This window comes from Actinoplanes oblitus, from assembly GCF_030252345.1.
Classification (GTDB): domain Bacteria; phylum Actinomycetota; class Actinomycetes; order Mycobacteriales; family Micromonosporaceae; genus Actinoplanes; species Actinoplanes oblitus.
In genome coordinates this window covers 742,597-760,646 of record NZ_CP126980.1, presented here as the reverse complement: position 1 = coordinate 760,646, position 18,050 = coordinate 742,597, and the positions used below count along the sequence as shown (strand labels likewise).

General features: G+C 72.5%; 15 protein-coding genes. 2 read left to right on the top strand and 13 right to left on the bottom strand.

Annotation, left to right across the window (positions count from 1 at the left end; genetic code table 11):
- Window positions 1-18 precede the first annotated feature (18 nt).
- The 9 genes from Actob_RS03500 to Actob_RS03460 all read right to left on the bottom strand — a co-directional run bounded on the left by Actob_RS03500 (window position 19) and on the right by Actob_RS03460 (window position 10,916).
- The gene (locus Actob_RS03500; protein WP_284918570.1) at window positions 19-1,725 is read right to left on the bottom strand and encodes a M16 family metallopeptidase; all 1,707 of its coding nucleotides are present in this window, start codon (window positions 1,723-1,725) and stop codon (window positions 19-21) included.
- A complete protein-coding gene (locus Actob_RS03495) occupies window positions 1,722-2,666 on the bottom strand; it encodes a hypothetical protein (protein WP_284918569.1) in 945 nt (314 codons plus the stop codon). Before Actob_RS03495 ends, Actob_RS03500 begins: the two co-directional genes overlap by 4 nt.
- Window positions 2,667-2,730: 64 nt before the next feature.
- Window positions 2,731-4,215 (bottom strand): peptidase M16 family protein, encoded by a 1,485-nt coding sequence (locus Actob_RS03490; RefSeq protein ID WP_284918568.1) that lies wholly within the window; start codon window positions 4,213-4,215, stop codon window positions 2,731-2,733.
- A 179-nt stretch (window positions 4,216-4,394) separates the two neighbouring features.
- Window positions 4,395-5,573: an ROK family transcriptional regulator gene (locus Actob_RS03485; RefSeq protein WP_284918566.1), complete on the bottom strand. Its 1,179-nt coding sequence runs from the start codon at window positions 5,571-5,573 to the stop codon at window positions 4,395-4,397.
- Between the two features lie 2 nt (window positions 5,574-5,575).
- The gene (locus tag Actob_RS03480; protein ID WP_284918564.1) at window positions 5,576-6,835 is read right to left on the bottom strand and encodes a sugar ABC transporter permease; all 1,260 of its coding nucleotides are present in this window, start codon (window positions 6,833-6,835) and stop codon (window positions 5,576-5,578) included.
- Window positions 6,832-7,635 (bottom strand): ATP-binding cassette domain-containing protein, encoded by an 804-nt coding sequence (locus tag Actob_RS03475; RefSeq protein WP_185039515.1) that lies wholly within the window; start codon window positions 7,633-7,635, stop codon window positions 6,832-6,834. Before Actob_RS03475 ends, Actob_RS03480 begins: the two co-directional genes overlap by 4 nt.
- A 121-nt stretch (window positions 7,636-7,756) precedes the next feature.
- Window positions 7,757-8,863 (bottom strand): sugar ABC transporter substrate-binding protein, encoded by a 1,107-nt coding sequence (locus Actob_RS03470; protein ID WP_284918562.1) that lies wholly within the window; start codon window positions 8,861-8,863, stop codon window positions 7,757-7,759.
- Window positions 8,864-9,169: 306 nt separating this feature from the next.
- Window positions 9,170-9,652, bottom strand: coding sequence for a Cys-tRNA(Pro) deacylase (gene ybaK / locus Actob_RS03465; RefSeq protein WP_284918561.1), 483 nt, complete (start codon window positions 9,650-9,652; stop codon window positions 9,170-9,172).
- Window positions 9,653-9,737: 85 nt separating this feature from the next.
- Window positions 9,738-10,916: a class I SAM-dependent methyltransferase gene (locus Actob_RS03460; RefSeq protein ID WP_284918560.1), complete on the bottom strand. Its 1,179-nt coding sequence runs from the start codon at window positions 10,914-10,916 to the stop codon at window positions 9,738-9,740.
- A 217-nt stretch (window positions 10,917-11,133) separates the two neighbouring features.
- Here Actob_RS03460 and groES point away from each other — a divergent pair, with 217 nt between their 5' ends.
- Window positions 11,134-11,448, top strand: coding sequence for a co-chaperone GroES (gene groES, locus Actob_RS03455; protein WP_014440794.1), 315 nt, complete (start codon window positions 11,134-11,136; stop codon window positions 11,446-11,448).
- Window positions 11,449-11,523: 75 nt separating this feature from the next.
- A complete protein-coding gene (gene groL / locus Actob_RS03450) occupies window positions 11,524-13,179 on the top strand; it encodes a chaperonin GroEL (RefSeq protein ID WP_284918558.1) in 1,656 nt (551 codons plus the stop codon).
- Between the two features lie 9 nt (window positions 13,180-13,188).
- Here groL and Actob_RS03445 read toward each other — a convergent pair whose 3' ends face one another.
- Genes Actob_RS03445 through tsaD form a run of 4 tightly spaced genes read right to left on the bottom strand, consistent with a single transcriptional unit; the run spans window position 13,189 to window position 18,027 of the window.
- Window positions 13,189-14,985 carry an ABC transporter ATP-binding protein gene (locus Actob_RS03445; RefSeq protein ID WP_284918557.1) on the bottom strand — a complete coding sequence of 599 codons (1,797 nt, stop codon included), beginning with the start codon at window positions 14,983-14,985 and terminating at the stop codon, window positions 13,189-13,191.
- Window positions 14,982-16,667: an ABC transporter transmembrane domain-containing protein gene (locus tag Actob_RS03440; protein ID WP_284918556.1), complete on the bottom strand. Its 1,686-nt coding sequence runs from the start codon at window positions 16,665-16,667 to the stop codon at window positions 14,982-14,984. The genes Actob_RS03445 and Actob_RS03440 overlap by 4 nt, the downstream gene beginning before the upstream one ends.
- Before the next feature lie 43 nt (window positions 16,668-16,710).
- On the bottom strand, window positions 16,711-16,965 hold the full coding sequence (locus Actob_RS03435) for a hypothetical protein (RefSeq protein ID WP_284918555.1): 255 nt from the start codon (window positions 16,963-16,965) through the stop codon (window positions 16,711-16,713).
- A 9-nt stretch (window positions 16,966-16,974) separates the two neighbouring features.
- Window positions 16,975-18,027, bottom strand: coding sequence for a tRNA (adenosine(37)-N6)-threonylcarbamoyltransferase complex transferase subunit TsaD (gene tsaD, locus Actob_RS03430; protein ID WP_284918554.1), 1,053 nt, complete (start codon window positions 18,025-18,027; stop codon window positions 16,975-16,977).
- Between the last annotated feature and the right edge of the window lie 23 nt (window positions 18,028-18,050).

The window sequence follows — 18,050 nt, the reverse complement described above, 5'->3', positions numbered from 1 at the left end:
CGCCGGTGCACCGCTTCCTCAGTTCGTAAGGTTCCCGCGCCGCCGGCGCAGCACGCCGCGCACCCCGAAGCCGGCGGCGACGGCGAACCCGAGACCGACCACCGCGATGCCGATCGCGTAGGCCCGGTCCTCCCGCTCCGCCACCGCGTCGGCGCCCATCAGCACACCGAGGCCACCGCAGAGCACGATGACCAGGCTCAGCACGACGAGCAGGGCGACCGAACCGGCCCGCCCGGCCGGCCGGGCCGGCGCGCTGGGCACCGGTTGCGCCGCCGGACGGGGGCTCGGCACCCGCGACGGGTCGCGGGGCGGCATCGGGGCCCGCAGCCCGGGCCGTACCCGGGAGTCCAGCGCGGCCACCACCGCCGGGCCGCCGGCGAACAGGGTCGGCTCCAGGTGGACCTGGACCCCGTCGTCGCCGATCAGCCGGCGCGCGCCGTCCGGCCAGGTCAGCATCGCGGCGCAGCGGTCGAACCAGACCGTCGCCACCGAGTCCCCGTCGACCAGGCTGACCCCCTGCTCGCCGGCGACCAGGCGCAGGTCCGGGCGCTCCAGCGAGGGATGCACGGCGCCCGGCGCCGCCGCCGGCGAACCCTCCGGCGCCGGGGTGTACCCGGCCCAGTCGGCGGTGGTCCGCCCCGGCGTCATCAGCAGCCCGTCGGCGACCGCCATCCGGCCCACCTCGGCCACCTCCGCCGGGGTGACCGCACGCAGGCCGGCCAGCATCCGGTCGAGCTGCTCCACCGGGCGCCCGGCGAGCAGGTTGAACACCTGCGCGGGCAGGCGCGCGCCGGTCTCCTCGGCGGAGGTCAGCTCGGTGATCCGCTGGTTCACCACGCCGGCCACGTCGGCCGGGTCGAACCGGCCGAGCCGGGCCGCGGCCAGCACGTCGACGAACCCGCCGAGCACCGCCGCCTGCTTCTCGGGCAGCGCGTCGGCGACCGCGGTGACGACTGCCGTGCCGTCCCCACGGACGGCGACGTCGGACTGCACGGTGTAGGAGATGCCGCTGTCCTGCCGCAGCGAGCGGAACAAAGTCCGCTCCAGCACACCGCTGAACACCGCGGCGGCCGGCCGGTGCGGCACCGCCGCGTTCCAGGCCACCACGTTCGCCGGTCCGGCGAACGAGGCCGGGCGCACCGGGAGGGCCGACGACGCGGCTGGCGCCGGGCGCCGCACCCCGCGCGGCAGGGTCAGGTCGAGCCCGGCGGGCACGCCCGGACCGGCGATCCACAGGGCCGCGTTCTCGGTGGTGAAGTAGTGCGCCACCCACGCTCGCAGGTCGTCCGGGGTGAGCCCGGTCAGGCCCCACTCCGGGTAGGCGGGCATGCCGAAGTCGCGGGCGCCGTGCCGCCAGAGCGCGAGCCGCTCGGCCGGTCCCTCGGCGCGGCCGTTCTCCTCGGTCCGCAGGATCTCCTTCTCCACCTCCAGCCGCTGCATCGGCAGGTCGCGCAGGGCGGCGCAGACCCCGTTCAGGAACGCCACGACGTCGGCCTCGGTGCCACGGGTGTGGAAGTAGGTGTACTCGGTGCCGGTGGCCCCGTTGTAGTGGTGGTCGGTCACCCCGAACGCGTGCAGCGCGAGATGCTCGATCAGGTGGGTGATGCCACGCTTGGCCAGCGGCTCGTCGGCGAACCCGACCCGGAAGGCGAGGCCGGCGTGCATCGCGCCGGTGGTGGGGGCGAGCAGCACGGGAACCCCGCTCACCTGATGGGTGGTGATCACAGGGTGCCTCCGTACGCCCACTCGCGGGCCTGCCGAATCTTGACCGCCGACTCCTGCTCGCTCTCCGACCACGGGTCGACGGTGCCGAGCGGGCCGAGCATGGTGAACATCCGGGCGGCGTTCGGCCGGTCCTCCAGGATGCTGAAGAGCGCCGCGTAGTTGCCGCAGGCCCGCACCCAGCCGTACGCCCGGCGGAACTGCGGGTGCAGCACCGAGTGGTGGGCGGCCGCGTACAGGGCGTCCCGCAGCGCCGGGTCGTGGTAGACCCGCGCCTTCTCCGCCTCGTCGGTGGCCGTCCGGAAGTGCGCGAAGAACGCCTCGACCACCAGCAGGCCGTGCGGGCTGCCGGCCGGCGCGGCCAGCGCCGCCTCCCGGGCGAAGGCGTGCAGCTCCGGCCAGCTGCCCGACCACTTCGGCTCCAGGCTGCTGGCCAGCTCCATCTGGCCGGGCAGGTGGTGCGGCGCCACGGCGTCCAGCCGCTGGTGGCGACGGCGGATCTCGTCGATGCCGAGCGACAGGCCGCGGGCGGAGAGCATCCGGACGGTCCAGATCGCCGGGTCGGCCGGCTGGTACGCGGCGGCGTCGATCAGCACCTGCTCCGCCCGGCACAGGTACGCCCGGAAGCCGGCCCACTGCGCCGGGGTGACGTCCTTGGCCCAGGCGCTCGTCCGGATCTCCCAGCCCAGCGTGATCAGGTGGGCGCCGAGCAGGGCGGCCGCCGCACCGTCGTACGGGTCCGCCTCGACCACCGGGCGCAGGAACCCCTCCAGGTCCCGCCCCTCGGCACAGGTGAGGATCAGGGCGGTCCGGTCGGCGGTGCTGACGGCGTCGAGCAGGGTCCGGCAGGCCGGCCAGTCCCGGCGGGCCAGCGCGGTGCTCAGCACCGCGATGTCCGGGTAGGCAGCGGCCGGATCGAAGACCACGTCGAGGGCTGGTGACATGGGCGGGAGCATAGGCTCCGGCCGGCTTGCCCATGTCGGCGATCGACCCTCGGCCGTTCTGCCGCTACCCTCCGGCGAACCAGGCGAATCGCCGCGCCGGCCGTGGGATGGCGGCCGGTTCCCGGGGCGCGAGCTCGATCCGGCGGTCGGCCGGGACCCGGGCGTCGATCTCCGCGGTCACCCGGTGGGCACGCCGGTACAGCCCCGGTTCGGCGCGCACCACGACGGCGTCCTCACCGATCAGCTGGCGCCCGCCGTCCGGCCAGGCGAGCAGCGCGGCACAGGCGTCGTACCGGACGGTCGCGATGGTCTCACCGTCGTCGGCGCTCACCCCGTCGGCCCCGGAGATCAGCCGCAGCTCGCGGTTGCCGCGGCCGCGGTGGACCCGGCCCCGCACCGCCTCGGTGGAGGCGGCCGGCGCCGCGGTGTAGCCGGGCAGCTCCGTCTCGGTGCCGGCCGGCGTCATCAGCAGCCCGGCCCGGTACGCCAGCGCCGCCACCTCCGCCACGTCGTCCCGGGTCACCTCGCGCACCGCCGCCACCGCCTCGCCGAGGCTCTGCACCGGGTGGCCGGTGAGCAGGTTGAACGCCTGCCCGGGCAGCCGGGCGCCCCGCTGCCGCGCCGCCCGCAGGCCGTCGGCGGTCAGCTCGGTCACCTCGGCGACATCCGCCGCGTCGATCTGCCCGTCGCCCATCTCGGCCAGCAGGGCCACCAGGGCGTCGAGGGCCGCGTCGGCGTGCTCCGGCCGGATCCCGGCGGCGGCCACGATGCGGGCCGAGCCGTCGGCACGCGGCTCGTAACGGGTCCGGACCCGGTCCGCGTCGTCCGGCCCGGCCGGCAGCTCGCGGTTCATCCGGCGTTCCAGCAGGTTGGCGAAGACGGCAGCGCGTGGCCCCCGGGGCACCACGGTGTCCCAGCCCAGGTCGTCGGCGCCGGCCACGAAGTAGGCCGGGGTGGCCGGCAGCGTCGAGGACGGCACCGGGGACGGTCGCCGCTCCCCGCTGGGCAGATCGAGCTCGAGTCCCGCCGGGATCGCCTCGCCGCCCACCCAGAGAGCGGCGTTCTCCCTGGTGAAATAGCGGGCGGCCCACTCGTTCAAATGCTCCGGCGCGAGGCCGTCGAGACCGAGCTCGGGATAGCTCGGCATGCCGAAGTCCCGGGCGCCGTGCCGCCACATCGGCATCCAGTCGGCCCGCCGGGTGGCCGCCTCGGCCCGCAGCGCGTCCCGCTCCGCCGCGATCCGCCCGGTGGGCAGGTCCCGCAGCCGGTCGCAGACGCCGGCCAGGAACGCGACGATCTCGTCGTCGGTGCCCTGCACGTGGAAGTAGGTGTGCTCGACTCCGGTGGCGCTGTCGCGGTGCGTCCCGGCCGTCACCGGCACCGGCGCCACGAGGTGTTCCAGCAGGTGGGTGATCCCGCGCCGGGCCAGCGGCTCGTCCACCACGCCGACCCGGAAGACCAGGCCCGCGTGCGTCGGCCCGGAGACCGGAGCGAGCAGCGCGGGTACGCCGTCCACCTCGAGCGGTGCATCAGGATGGCGGGGGGACATGCGCGGCAGCATAGATCTTCCGCGGCGATCCGCGCCTGCCGGGCTCAGCCGACGCGCCCCGGGTTTCGCTTCCCGGACTCAGCCGACGCGCCCCCGGGGTTTCGCTACCGGGCTCAGCCGACGCGCCCCGGTTTCCGCTACCGGGCTCAGCCGACGCTCCCGGGTTTCGCTTCGCCGGCTCAGCCGACCAGGGGATCGTCGAGCAGGTGCTCGAAGGCGAGCTCCGCGGCGCCGATCAGCGCGGCGTCAGCGCCCAGCTCCGGGGTGCGCAACCGGACGTGCTCGCGGCAGGCCGGCAGGCCCACCGAGTTGAGCCGGCTGCGGATCTGGGCGGCGGCCACCAGATAGACGTCGCGCAGCGTACCGCCGAAGATCACCACCTCCGGGTTGAAGATGTTGACCAGGTTGCCGACGCCGAAGCCGATCCAGTCGCCGACGTGCCGCAGCGCGTGCTGGGCCTGGCTGTCCCCGCGGACCGCGGCGTCCACCACCTCGAGCACCGCGTCCCGCCCGGTCTTGTCGGCCCGTCCGGCGAGGCGGAGCAGCGCGTGCTCGCCGATCTCGGTCTCCCAACAGCCGCGGGAGCCGCAGTCGCACGGCCGGCCGTACGGGTTGACCACCATGTGGCCCACCTCGCCGCCGTAGCCGCCGTGCCCGGTGACCCGGCGGCCGCCGGCCACGATGCCGGCGCCGACGCCGACGTCGCCGTACAGGTAGATGACGTTGTCGCAGCCCACCGCCGCGCCGCGGGCGTGCTCGGCGAGCGCGCAGACGTCGGCGTGGTTGCCGATGCTCAGCGTGGCCGGATCGCCCAGCTCGGCGCGCAGGGCCGCGCCCACCGGCTCCTCGACCCAGCCGATGGTCGGGGCGAGCCGGACCATGCCGTCGTCGCGGCGCACCATGCCGGCCACCGCGAGGCCGCTGCCCACGCAGCGGGAGTCGTCAGGCAGCTGGTCGTGCATCGCCCGGACGAACCGGGCCAGCGGTTCGACGGCCTCGTCGGCGCTCATGCCGGGCGGCCGGTCGGTCTGGTACTGCTCCAGGATCTGCCCGCCGAGCCCGACCCGGGCGGCGCGCAGCCGGTCCACCTCGATGCTGAGGGCGTAGGCGAAGACCCGGTCCGACTCGGGCCGGACGACCAGTGACGGTCGTCCGGCCCGGCCGGTCTCCTTGGGGACCGCCTCGCTGACCAGCCCTGCGGTGATCAGCTCGGCGGTGAGTGCCCCGATGGTGCTGCGGTTGAGGCCGAGCCGGGTGGTGAGTTCCGCCCGGGACGTGGCGCCGTGTACGTGGACGTACCGCAGCAGTGTCCCGAGATTGTGCCGGCGAACCTCTTCCTGGCTGGGCCCCGCTCGCATCGTTACCGGTTGCCCGTGGCGGCGGCCCGGCGCCGGGCCAGGGCGTCGACGCCCGCCGCGATCAGCAGGATCACACCGGTGGCCATGTACCGGCTGCCGGACGAGACGTCCATCAGGAACATGCCGTTGTCGATGACCGCGATCACCGCGCCACCGATCACCGCGTGGATGACCTTGCCCTTGCCGCCGAAGAGGCTGGTGCCACCGATCACCGCCGCGCCGACCGCGAAGAGCAGGGTGGTGCTGCCACCGGTGTTCGGGTCGACCGAGCCGGCCCGGCTGACCGCCATGACGCCGCCGACCGCGGCCATGAACGAACCGATCACGAAGACCGAGATCCGGATCAGGTCGACCGGGATACCGGCCCGGCGGGCGGCCTCGGCGTTGCCGCCGACGGCGTAGACGTGCCGGCCGTACGTGGTGCGGCCCAGGACGAACGTCCAGAGCACCAGGAAGAAGCCGATCACCGGTGCCGCGATCGGCACGCCCTTGAGCGAGGCGATGGCCGGGTTGATCGCCCGCTCCTGGGTCAGGATCGCGGTGGTGATCAGCAGCAGCGCGGCGAGACCGGCGATGCGCAGCGCGATGATGCCGACCGGCTCGGTGACCAGGCCACGCTTGGCCCGGCCGCGGAACCGCATGAACTGGATCAGCGCGAATACCGCCACCGAGCCGATGGCCAGGATCCAGCTCCAGGAGACCGGGAGGCTGTCCTTGTTCAGCGACTTGATGAAGCCGTCCGGGATCGAGATGTTCTTGCCCTCGTCGAGCAGGTTCAGCAGGACGCCCTGGAAGGCCAGGAAGGCGGCCAGCGTGACGACGAACGACGGGATGCCGACCTTCGCCACCAGGAAACCGAGCAGCAGGCCGACCACCATACCGGTGGCCAGCGCGGCGAGCAGCGAGAGTGGCTGGCTGACGCCGTGCTTGGTGAGCAGGATCGCCATCACCGCGCCGCAGACACCGGAGGTGAAACCGGCGGACAGGTCGATCTCGCCGAGCAGCAGGACGAAGATCAGGCCCATCGCGATCATGATGATGCCGGCGGCCTGGTTGAACAGGTTCGCGAAGTTGCCGGCGCTGAAGAACGTGTCGGTCCGCGCGGTGCCGAAGATCAGCACCAGGACGACCAGGCCCAGTACGGCGGGCAGCGCGCCGAGGTCGCCGCCCCGGACCCGGCCCCAGTAGTCCCGGAAGTGGCTGGCGACGGTCGGCTTGACGACCTTGACGCCACCGGCGGTCTCGAGGGTTGAGGTGCTCACTGCTCGGCTCCCGGCATGATCTCGACGAAGTCGGTGGGCTTCTCCGGCGGGAGACCCAGGTTGCCACTGCGTCCGCCGGTGATCAGTTCGACGACCTGCGAGTGGGTGACGTCGCTCGCCTTGACCTGGGCGGCCATCCGGCCGAGGTACAGCGCGGCGATCCGGTCCGAGACCGCGAAGACGTCGTTCATGTTGTGCGAGATGAGCACCACGCCGAGGCCGTTGTCGGCCAGCCGGCGGACCAGCTCCAGCACCTGGGCGGTCTGTGCCACACCCAGAGCGGCGGTCGGCTCGTCCAGGATGACGACCTTGCTGTTCCAGAGCACGGCCTTGGCGATCGCCACGGTCTGCCGCTGGCCACCGGAGAGGCTGGCGACGAGCTGGCGCAGCGACTTGACGGTGCGCACCGAGAGGCTGGCCAGCGTCTCACCGGCCATCTGCTCCATGGTCGGCTCGTCGAGCACGATGCCGCGCTTCTTCTCCCGGCCGAGGAACATGTTCTGGACGATGTCCAGGTTGTCGCAGAGCGCGAGGTCCTGGTAGACGACCTCGATGCCCAGCTCCGAGGCGTCCCGGGGGCTGTGGATGGCGACCTGTTTGCCGTCGAAGGTGACCGTGCCGGCGTCGATCGGGTAGATGCCACTGATGCACTTGACCAGCGTCGACTTACCGGCGCCGTTGTCACCCACCAGGGCGGTGACCTCGCCGGGGTACACGCTCAGTTCGACATCGTGGAGGACCTGTACGGGACCGAAGCTCTTGTCGATCCCGCGCAGTTCCAAGAGGGGTGTCGCGGCCACGGATGTTTCTCCTTCGTTCGGTGACCGACCGTTCAGGGGACCGCTGGAAATCGACTCAGGCGCCGCTCACGGAGGACGTGAGCGGCGCCGTCGCCGGTGATCTAGCGGTGATGCTGCGGGATCAGCTGATGCCCGCGGCCTTGCACTTGTCCGCGAAGGCGGCGGTGCAGAGCTCGGCCTTGGTCACGAAGCCGTCGTCGACAACCGTCTTGACGTTCTCCTTGGTGATCGCCTCCGGCTTCAGCAGCACGGACTTGACCTCCTTCTTCGACTCCGGGTCGGTCACCGAACCGGTGGCCGTGGTCGGGGTCTGGCTCTTGGCCAGCGCGACAGCCAGCTCGGCGGCCGCGTCGGCCTCCTTCTTGATCGCCTTGTAGACGGTCATGCACTGGTCGCCGGCGAGGATGTTCTGCAGACCCTGCACGGTGGCGTCCTGGCCGGTCACCGGGACCTTGCCGTTCAGCTTGTTCTTCTTCAGCACCTCGATGGCCGCGTTACCGAGACCGTCGTTCGCGGCGAGCACGCCGGCGATCTTCGGGTTCTTGGTGAGCTGCTGCTCGAAGATGGTGCCGCCCTTGGCGTTGTCCCAGTCCGGAACCGCGTCGTCCGGGCCCTTGACGAAGTCGCCCGAGTCGAACTTCGGCTTGAGGACCGAGTCGTAGCCCTCCTTGAACAGGGTGGCGTTGTTGTCGGTCGGCGAGCCGTTCAGGTACGACACGACCGGCTTCACGGCCTTGGCCGCGGTCAGGCAGTCCACCAGGCCCTGACCCTGCAGCTTGCCGACCTCGTTGTTGTCGAACGAGACGTAGTAGTCGGCGCCACCGCTCAGCGTCAGACGGTCGTAGTCGATCGTCGCGATGCCGGCCTTCTTGGCGTTCTCCAGGACGTTCTTGCCGGTACCGGAGTCCAGGTTGACGATCATCAGGACCTTGACGCCGCTCTGGATCATGCCGTCGGCGATGGTCTGGAACGAAGTCTTGTCGCCCTGCGCGTTCTTGATCTCGGCCTCGACGCCCGCGGCCTTGAACGCCTCGGTGAGGTACTTGGTGTCCGCCGTCTCCCAGCGAGCCGAGCTCTTGGTGTCGGGCAGGATCACGCCGACCTTGCCGGCCTTGGCGGTGTCGCCGGAGCCGGACTTGGCGGTGTCGTCGCTCTTGTCGCCACAGGCGGCCATGCTGCCGGTGGCCAGGAGGCCGACGGCGGCAAGGGCGAACAGTCCCTTACGCATTCCGTATGTCCTTTCGGGGGGTAAATCCGGAGCCTTCGTTCGGATTTGTCAGGGGTGTGGTGCGTGCCTGGGAGTGTCGCTCCCCTGGGCGCCGATGGATCAGGAACCGGTTTGTTGTGCCCGGCAACGTATTCCGGCGGTGGCCTAGAACACAAGGCACCCCGGTGATCTATCTCGTAACGAGGGATAACAATCCGGCAACGTGGTCGCCTCGCAACCCGCCCGACCCGCCCCCGAAAGTCGCGTTTCCCGTCGCATGACGTAACGCTAAGTAATAACTCGCTCGGATGTCGGCGGAACCCGGCGTCACGTCCGGATCATGGCAACGGTGGCGCCGGTCAACCTGATCAACTCGGTCGGCGCGAGGGCGACCTGCAGGCCGCGCCGACCGGCCGAGACGTACATCAGGTCCAGTCCGGTCACCGAGTCGTCGATCACTGTGGGCAGCCGCTTGCGCTGACCCAGCGGACTGATCCCGCCGCGGACGTACCCACTGCTGCGCTCGGCGACGGCGCGGTCGGCCAGCGTCGCCCGCTTGCCGCCAGCCGCCTGCGCGAGGGCCTTCAGGTCCAGATCGCCGGTGACCGGCACGACGCCGACCACGAGCCGGCCGTCCACCTCGGCCACCAGCGTCTTGAACACCCGTTCCGGTGGCACGCCGAGGGCCGCCGCGACCAGGGCGCCGTAGTTCGGGGCGTCCGGGGACACCTCGTACGGGTGCAGGGTGTGCGCCACTCGCTCCGCGGTCAGCAGCGCGGTGGCCGGGGTGCCGGCCGCTTTCTTCGGCATGCGCCGCACGCTACTCCGGGAGTGATCCACCCGTACGCCCGATTCGGGCGCGTTACGACGGTTCGGTGCCGTCCTCCGGAACTCCTCAGGAATGCGCCGTCAACAGCGCGGTGGGTGCGCCGTCCACCCGGGTCAGCACCAGCCCCGCCGCGTGCGGCCCGGACAGCTTGAGGTCCTTGCGCAGCTGGTCGGGGACGAGGGCCGACCCGCGCTTGCGGATCTCCAGGGTGCCGACGCCCCGCTCGCGGAGCAGGGCCCGCAGCCGCTTCAGGGAGAACGGCAGCACGTCGGTGACCGCCAGCCGCCTGGCGAACGGCGTGTCCACCGGCTCGTCGGTGTAGACGTAGGCGATCGCCGGGTCGGCCAGCCGCCCGCCGATCAGCTCGGCGAACTCGGCGACCAGATGCGACCGGACCACCGCCGGATCCGGGTCGTAGAACCACGCGCCGACCGGGCCGACCGGGGCCTGCTCCAGGCCCGAACCGGTCAGCTCACCGAGGCCGACCAGGGTGGCCCGGCGCGGCGCGGACGCCAGCGGCCCGCACCAGAACGCCGCCTCGACCAGGTCGCCGCCGACGCTCACCCACTCGCCCTCCGCACCCGGCGGCAGCAGCCCGTGGTCGATGCCGGGAGCGAGCTTGAGCACCGTCCGCGGCACCCGCCCGGCCAGCCCGGCCACGAAGTCCCAGGGCGGCGAGTACGCCTTCGGGTCGAACACCCGGCCCCGCCCGGCCTGCCGCCGGGCCGGATCGGCGAACACCGCGTCGTACCGCTCCACCTCCACCGTGGTGGCGTCGGCGCAGACCACCGTGATGCGGTCGGCCAGCCCGGCGGCTTCGGCGTTCGCGGCGGCCAGCGCGGCGGTGCCCGGGTCGGCGTCCACCGCGTACACCGCGATCCCGTGCCGGGCCGCGGCCAATGCGTCGGACCCCAGCCCGCAGCCGAGATCCGCGAGGGTCGTCACGCCGCAGGCGGCGAGCCGGGCCGCCCGGCGCTCCGCGACCACCGCGCGAGTCGCCTGCTCCAGGCCCGGACGGGTGAAGAACATTCCGGTGGCGTCCGGGCCGAACTTCATCGCCGCCCGGCGGCGCAAACTAGCCTGGGTGAGTGCGGCGGCGGACAGCTCCGCGCCGAAGCCCCGGGCCCGTAAGGCCGAGGCCGCGGCGAGCGGCTCACCGTCGCCGACCTCGGCCGCCACGGCCAGGGCCTCGGTCCCTTCCGGGGTTTGCAGGAGAGCGAGAAGTTCAGGGGTCACACCAGGCATTCTCCCCGGCGTGACAGGTTGGCACTCTGGTTGACGGAGTGCTAGTTCCGGCATAATCTCCGATTAGCACTCTCAACATGAGGGTGCCAGCCGCCCGGGCTTGCTCGTGGCGGTTAGGCACCAGGCGGACCGGCACCCGCGACGACGGCCCCGCCCGGTGGCATGAGGCATCTGACCGGCCTGTTTCATGGCCGGCGAAACCTGTACCCAGGAGGGTATGCCCGTGACTACCGCGACCAAGGTTGCGATCAAGCCGCTCGAGGACCGCATCGTGGTCCAGGCGAACGAGGCGGAGACCACCACGGCGTCGGGCATCGTGATCCCCGACACCGCGAAGGAGAAGCCGCAGGAGGGCACCGTCCTCGCCGTCGGCCCCGGCCGGATCGACGACAAGGGCAACCGCGTCCCGCTCGACGTCAAGGTCGGCGACGTGGTCCTCTACTCGAAGTACGGCGGCACCGAGGTCAAGTACGCCGGTGAGGAGTACCTGGTGCTCTCCGCCCGCGACGTCCTCGCGGTCATCGAGAAGTAAGACCTAAACCGACTGTGCAGACGCCCTGTTCCGGGAAATCGGGGCAGGGCGTCGGCGCGTGAAGGGACCTCATACATGGCGAAGATCCTCAGTTTCTCTGACGACGCCCGGCACCTGCTGGAGCACGGCGTCAACACGCTCGCCGACACGGTCAAGGTCACTCTCGGCCCGCGCGGCCGCAACGTCGTCCTGGACAAGAAGTTCGGCGCCCCGACGATCACCAACGACGGCGTCACCATCGCCAAGGAGATCGAGCTCACCGACCCGTACGAGAACCTTGGCGCGCAGCTGGTCAAGGAGGTGGCGACGAAGACCAACGACGTCGCCGGCGACGGGACCACCACGGCCACCGTGCTGGCGCAGGCGCTGGTCCGCGAGGGTCTGCGCAACGTCACCGCGGGTGCCAACCCGATCGGCCTCAAGCGCGGCATGGACCAGGCCGCCGAGGCCGTCTCCAAGGCGCTGCTGGGCAAGGCCGTCGAGGTCGCCGACCACAAGGCGATCGCGAACGTGGCCACCATCTCGGCGCAGGACGCCACCATCGGCGAGCTGATCGCCGAGGCGATGGACCGGGTCGGCCGCGACGGTGTGATCACCGTCGAGGAGGGCTCCGCCCTGCACACCGAGCTCGACGTCACCGAGGGTCTGCAGTTCGACAAGGGCTTCATCTCGCCGAACTTCGTGACCGACGCCGAGTCGCAGGAGGCGGTGCTGGAGGACGCGCACATCCTCCTCACCACGCAGAAGATCTCCAGCATCGAGGAGCTGCTCCCGCTGCTGGAGAAGGTGCTGCAGACCGGCAAGCCGCTGCTGATCGTGGCGGAGGACGTGGAGGGCCAGGCGCTCTCCACCCTGGTGGTCAACTCGCTGCGCAAGACCCTCAAGGTCGCCGCGGTGAAGGCCCCCGGTTTCGGTGACCGCCGCAAGGCGATCCTGCAGGACCTGGCGATCGCCACCGGCGGCGAGCTGATCGCCCCCGAGCTCGGTTACAAGCTCGACCAGGTCGGCCTGGAGCAGCTGGGCAGCGCCCGGCGCATCGTGGTCGACAAGGAGAACACCACCATCGTCGACGGTGGCGGCAACGCCGCCGAGGTCGCCGACCGGGTCTCGCAGATCCGCAAGGAGATCGAGGCGTCGGACTCCGACTGGGACCGGGAGAAGCTCTCGGAGCGGCTGGCCAAGCTCTCCGGCGGCATCGCGGTGATCAAGGTCGGCGCCGCGACCGAGGTCGAGATGAAGGAGCGCAAGCACCGCATCGAGGACGCCATCGCGGCGACCAAGGCGGCCGTCGAGGAGGGCACCGTCCCCGGCGGTGGCGCCGCCCTCGCGCAGGTCGCCAAGGAGCTCGACGGCGGTCTGGGCCTGTCCGGCGAGGAGGCGATCGGCGTGTCGATCGTCCGCAAGGCGCTGGTCGAGCCGCTGCGCTGGATCGCTCAGAACGCCGGCCACGACGGCTACGTCGTGGTGGGCAAGGTGAACGAGCTCGGCTGGGGCCACGGCCTCAACGCGGCCACCGACGAGTACGTCGACCTGGCCGCGGCCGGCATCATCGACCCGGTGAAGGTGACCCGCAACGCGGTCTCCAACGCCGTCTCGATCGCCGGGCTGCTGCTGACCACCGAGAGCCTCGTGGTGGAGAAGCCGGCCGAGCCGGCCCCCGCCGCGGCCGGTGGCCACGGGCACAGCCACGGCGGCCACGGGCACGGCCACCAGCACGGTCCGGGCTTCTGACCGGTTGTCTCACAAGGGCGCGTCCTCCCGGGGGCGCGCCCTCGCCGTGTCCGGGGGTTTCTCCGGCGCCTCGCCCTGCCACTCACGCCACAGCGCCGCGTACGACCCGTTCGCCGCGACCAGCTCGTCGTGCGACCCCAGCTCGGTGATCCGCCCGTCCTCCACCACCGCCACCCGGTCCGCGTCGTGCGCCGAGAACAGCCGGTGCGCGATCGCCACCACCGTCCGCCCGTGCACCACCGCCGCCAGCGACCGCTCCAGGTCCCGCGCCGCCCGCGGGTCGAGCAGCGCCGTCGCCTCGTCCAGCACCAGCGTGTGCGGGTCGGCGAGGATCAGCCGGGCCAGCGCCACCTGCTGCGCCTGCGCGGCGGTCACCGGCAGCCCGCCGTCGCCGATCAGGGTGTCCAGCCCGTCCGGGAGCCCGTCCGCCCACTCCAGCGCGTGCACCGCGGCCAGGGCGGTCCGGATGTCCGGCTCCGGCGCCCGCGGCCGGGCCATCGCCACGTTGTCCCGCAGCGTGCCGACGAAGACGTGGTGCTCCTGGCTGACCAGCGCCACCTCGGCCCGCAACCGGTCCGGGGAGAGCTCGGCGAGCGGCACCCCGCCCACCGTGACGCTGCCCTCGGTGGGCTGGTGGATGCCGGCCAGCAGCCGGCCCAGTGTGGATTTCCCGGCGCCGGACGGGCCGACCACGGCGAGCCGCTCGCCGGGCCGGAGGGTCAGGTCGACACCGTGCAGCACCTCGCGCCCCTCGACGTAAGCGAACCGCACGCCGCGTACCTCCAGTTGGGTGCCGTCCGGCGGCGGCGCGTCCCGCCGGGACCGCTGCGGCGCGTCGGCCACCCCGAGCAGCCGGACCAGCGACGCCGCGCCCACCTGCAGCTCGTCCAGCCAGGAGAGCAACCGGTCCAGCGGGTGGATCAGCTGCTGGACGTAGACCACGGCGGCGGTCAGCTGGCCCAGGGTGACGGTGCCGCGCAGGTACATCACGCCGCCGGTGAGCAGGGTCAGCACCATCGGGATCACGTAACTGATCTCGATCACCGGCCACCAGACGGTACGCAGGAACAGCGTGTACCGCTCGGCCCGCCAGGACCGGTACAGGTCCCGGTCGGTACGCGCCACCCGCTGCCCCTGCCGCCCCAGCGCCTCCACCGTCCGGGCCCCCTCGACCGTCTCGGTGAGCCCGTCGGTCACCTCCGAGTACGCGGCGTTCTGCCGCAGGTAGCCGGACGGGGCACGGCGCACGTACCACCGGGTGCCGGCCACCGTGATCGGCACGCCGACCAGCAGCGGGGCGGCCAGCACCGGGTCCACCGCGATCAGGGCGACCACCACCAGACCGCCGGTGAGCAGCGCGATGGTGGTCTCCGGCACGGCCAGCCGGACGCACTTGGAGAGCGCGTCCACGTCCCGGGTGGTACGCGTCAGCAAATCCCCGGTCCGCGTCGACTCAACGGTGCTCAGGGGCAGCGTCAGCACCCGGGCGATGAACTCCTCCCGCAGCCGGGCCAGCACCTGCTCACCGAGCCGGGCGGAGGCGAGATAGGCGTACCGGATCAGCACCGCCTGCAGCAGCACGAACAGCGCGAGCGTGCCGGCCAGCCGGTCCAGCCGAGCCGGGTTCGTCCCGGCCTGCACCGCCTGCACCAGCTCGCCGAGCAGCCGGGGACCGGCCAGCCCGGCCAGCGCGGCGAGCAGGTGCAGGCCCACGGTGGCGCGGAACACGCCGGGGTGGGCGCGGAACAGCGATCGGGCGTACCGCCAGGCCTGGGTGCGGCTGGCGACCGGTAGCGCGTGGGTCACGTCGGCTCCTCACGGAGCACCACGCGGGCGTACCGCGGTTCGGATTCCAGCAGCTCGTGGTGGGTGCCGGCGGCCACCACCCGGCCCCGCTCCAGATAGAGCACCCGGTCGGCGTGGCCCAGCACGAGCGGGCTGGAGGTGCAGACGACAGTGGTGCGCCCGGCCCGGAACGCGGTGATCCGCTCGGCGATCCGGGCCTCGGTGTGCGCGTCGACCGCGTTCGTCGGTTCCACCAGGATGAGGATCTCCGGATCGGCGACCAGCGCCCGGGCCAGTCGCAGGCGTTGCTGCTGGCCGCCGGAGAAGGACCGGCCGCGCTCGGCGACCACGGTGTCCAGGCCGCGCGGCAGTCCGTCCACGATGTCCTGTGCGGCGGCCGCCTCCAGGGCGGCGGCGAGCCGGCCGCTGTGCTCGGGGTCCAGATCGGACCGGAGCCGGCCGGAGAAGAGCCGGGCGTCGTTCTCGGCCACCAGGATCCGCCGGCGCACCACGGCGAGCGGCAGGGCGGCGAGCGGCACACCGCCCAGGGTGGCGCCGTCGGCGTACCGGCCGAGCCGGTCGGCGACCCGGGCGGTGTCCGCCGGATCCTCCGCGACGATCGCTGTCAGCCGGCCGGTCGCGACGCGGACCCCGGACTCCGGGTCGGCCAGGTCGCCGTCCGGCGCCGGTAACGGGTCGGGCGGATCCGCCAGCTCCCGTGGCAGCCGCAGCATGCCGACCACCCGGCGGGCCGACACGTGCCCCCGGGTCAGCTTGTCGATCGAGTCGGTGAGCTGCCGCAACGGCGCCACCAGGAAGGCGGCGTAGGCGTAGAACGAGACCAGCTGCCCGACGGTGATCCGGTTGCCGGCCGCGAACCGGGCACCCAGCCAGGTGAGCAGGACCAGGAAGGCGCCGGGGAGCAGCACCTGCGCCGACTCCAGGAGGGACTCCACCGAGGCGGTGTGCACCCCGGCGGCGCGCAGCGCCTGCGACTGTTCCCGGTAGCGCGCCACCATGACCTCCTCGCCGCCCACGCCGCGCAGCACGCGCAGCCCGGTGACCAGGTCGGCGGCCCGCCCGGTGAGCCGGCCCTGCTGTTCACGGTAGACCTGCTGGCGCCGGTGCAGCGGCCGGATCAGTCCACCCACGACGATCATCAGGAGCGGTACGCCGAGCAGCACCACCAGCCCGAGCGGGATCGACGTGTGCAGCAGCAGCACGGTGACCGTGGTGACAGCGAGCAGCGCGCCGGTGCCCCGCGCGGCGACGTCGACGGCACCGCCGATGTGGTTGATGTCGGACGTGCCGATCGCCACCACCTCACCGGCCTCCAGTCGGCCCGGGAGCGCGGCACCGAGCTGGTTCGCCCGGCGCACGGTGACCTGCACGGTACGGAATCCCGCACCGAGCCAGTTCGCCACCGAGTACCGATGCCTGGTGATCCCGGTCAGCGCCTGCACGACGCCGAGCCCGAGCAGGGCCAGGCCCCAGCCGGCCAGCGCCCGCCCGTCCCGCACGGCGGCGGCGTCGATGGCCCGGCCGACCATCGCCGGCACCAGGGACTGGCATCCCATCCAGGCGGCCGAGAGCGCTATCGCGACGACGATCGTCATACGGGAGCGCCGGACCAGCCAGCTGAGGTATCGAGTGGCGGACCGGGCGTCGGGCAGGCCGGGATCGGCCACGGGCAGTCTGCGCATCAGGCTCCCGACGGTAAAGCCGGGATGCCGAAGCTGCGACCGCTCAGCGATCGACGGGGGTGAAATCCCAGACGTGCGGAGCGCGTGCTACCAGCTTCTCCGGTGGCGCCGGCAGGCTCTCCGGGGTGTTTCGCCATTTGGTGATGACGACGATGCGATGATCCGTGGACGAATAGACGTCACTCGACACATGTTGTGGCAGCACCTCCACCGAGGGCACCGCCGTGTCACAGACCCAGCTCAGCAGCTCGTCGAAGCCACTGCGCGAGGCCCGCACCTCCCACATCCGCGCGATCATGCAGGCTTCCTACCCCGGCACGCTGACCGAGGTCAAACTCATCGACGAATCCGCCGGCAGGTCGAGGCGGCTCGGCGCGACCCCGGCGGCGACCAGGTGCGAGCCGAGAGCGGCCACCATCGCCCCGTTGTCGGTGCACAGCTGCGGGCGCGGCACCCGCACGGCGATCCCGTGCCGGGCCGCGCGCTCCTCGGCGAGCACCCGCAGCCGCGAGTTCGCCGCCACCCCGCCGCCGATCACCAGCGTGCCCACCCCGTTGCTGAGGCAGGCGTCGATCGCCTTGGCGGTGAGCACGTCGCAGACCGCCTCCTGGAAGCTGGCCGAGACGTCGGCCACCGGCACCGGCTCGCCGGCCCGCTCGCGCGCCTCCACCCAGCGGGCCACCGCGGTCTTCAGCCCGGAGAACGAGAAGTCGAACCGGTGCTCGGCCTGGTCCTTGGGGGCGGTCAGGCCGCGCGGGAAGGCGATCGAGGCGGGATCGCCGGACCGGGCCGACCGGTCGATGATCGGACCACCCGGGAAGCCCAGCCCGAGCAGCCGGGCCACCTTGTCGAACGCCTCGCCGGCCGCGTCGTCGATGGTCGCGCCGAGCGGGGTGACCCCGGCGGTCAGGTCGTCGACCAGCAGCAGCGACGAGTGCCCCCCGGAGACCAGCATGGCGATCGCCGGCTCGGGCAGCGGCCCGTGCTCCAGGGTGTCCACCGCGACGTGCGCGGCCAGGTGGTTCACCCCGTAGATCGGCTTCTCGGCGGCGAGCGCGTAGCCCTTGGCCGCGGCCACCCCGACCAGCAGGGCGCCGGCCAGGCCGGGGCCGCTGGTCACCGCGATGGCGTCGATGTCGGCGAGAGTGACGCCGGCCTCGTCGAGCGCCCGCCGCATGGTGGGGACCAGCGCCTCCAGGTGCGCCCGGCTGGCCACCTCGGGCACCACGCCGCCGAACCGAGCGTGCTGCTCCACACTGGACGCCAGCGCGTCGGCGAGCAGCGTGTGCCCGCGCACGATCCCGACGCCGGTCTCGTCACAGGAGGTCTCGATCCCGAGAACCAGGGGCTCGTCACGCATCTCGCACCATCATCAGGAAGCAG

Excerpts from the sequence above, each read along its gene's own strand:
- Actob_RS03495 (WP_284918569.1), bottom strand. The coding sequence starts at position 2,666 with ATGTCACCAGCCCTCGACGTGGTCTTCGATCCGGCCGCTGCCTACCCG.
- Actob_RS03490 (WP_284918568.1), bottom strand. The coding sequence starts at position 4,215 with ATGTCCCCCCGCCATCCTGATGCACCGCTCGAGGTGGACGGCGTACCC.
- Actob_RS03485 (WP_284918566.1), bottom strand. The coding sequence starts at position 5,573 with ATGCGAGCGGGGCCCAGCCAGGAAGAGGTTCGCCGGCACAATCTCGGG.
- Actob_RS03470 (WP_284918562.1), bottom strand. The coding sequence starts at position 8,863 with ATGCGTAAGGGACTGTTCGCCCTTGCCGCCGTCGGCCTCCTGGCCACC.
- ybaK (WP_284918561.1), bottom strand. The coding sequence starts at position 9,652 with ATGCCGAAGAAAGCGGCCGGCACCCCGGCCACCGCGCTGCTGACCGCG.
- Actob_RS03460 (WP_284918560.1), bottom strand. The coding sequence starts at position 10,916 with ATGCCTGGTGTGACCCCTGAACTTCTCGCTCTCCTGCAAACCCCGGAA.
- groES (WP_014440794.1), top strand. The coding sequence starts at position 11,134 with ATGCCCGTGACTACCGCGACCAAGGTTGCGATCAAGCCGCTCGAGGAC.
- groL (WP_284918558.1), top strand. The coding sequence starts at position 11,524 with ATGGCGAAGATCCTCAGTTTCTCTGACGACGCCCGGCACCTGCTGGAG.
- Actob_RS03440 (WP_284918556.1), bottom strand. The coding sequence starts at position 16,667 with ATGCGCAGACTGCCCGTGGCCGATCCCGGCCTGCCCGACGCCCGGTCC.
- Actob_RS03435 (WP_284918555.1), bottom strand. The coding sequence starts at position 16,965 with ATGATCGCGCGGATGTGGGAGGTGCGGGCCTCGCGCAGTGGCTTCGAC.
- tsaD (WP_284918554.1), bottom strand. The coding sequence starts at position 18,027 with ATGCGTGACGAGCCCCTGGTTCTCGGGATCGAGACCTCCTGTGACGAG.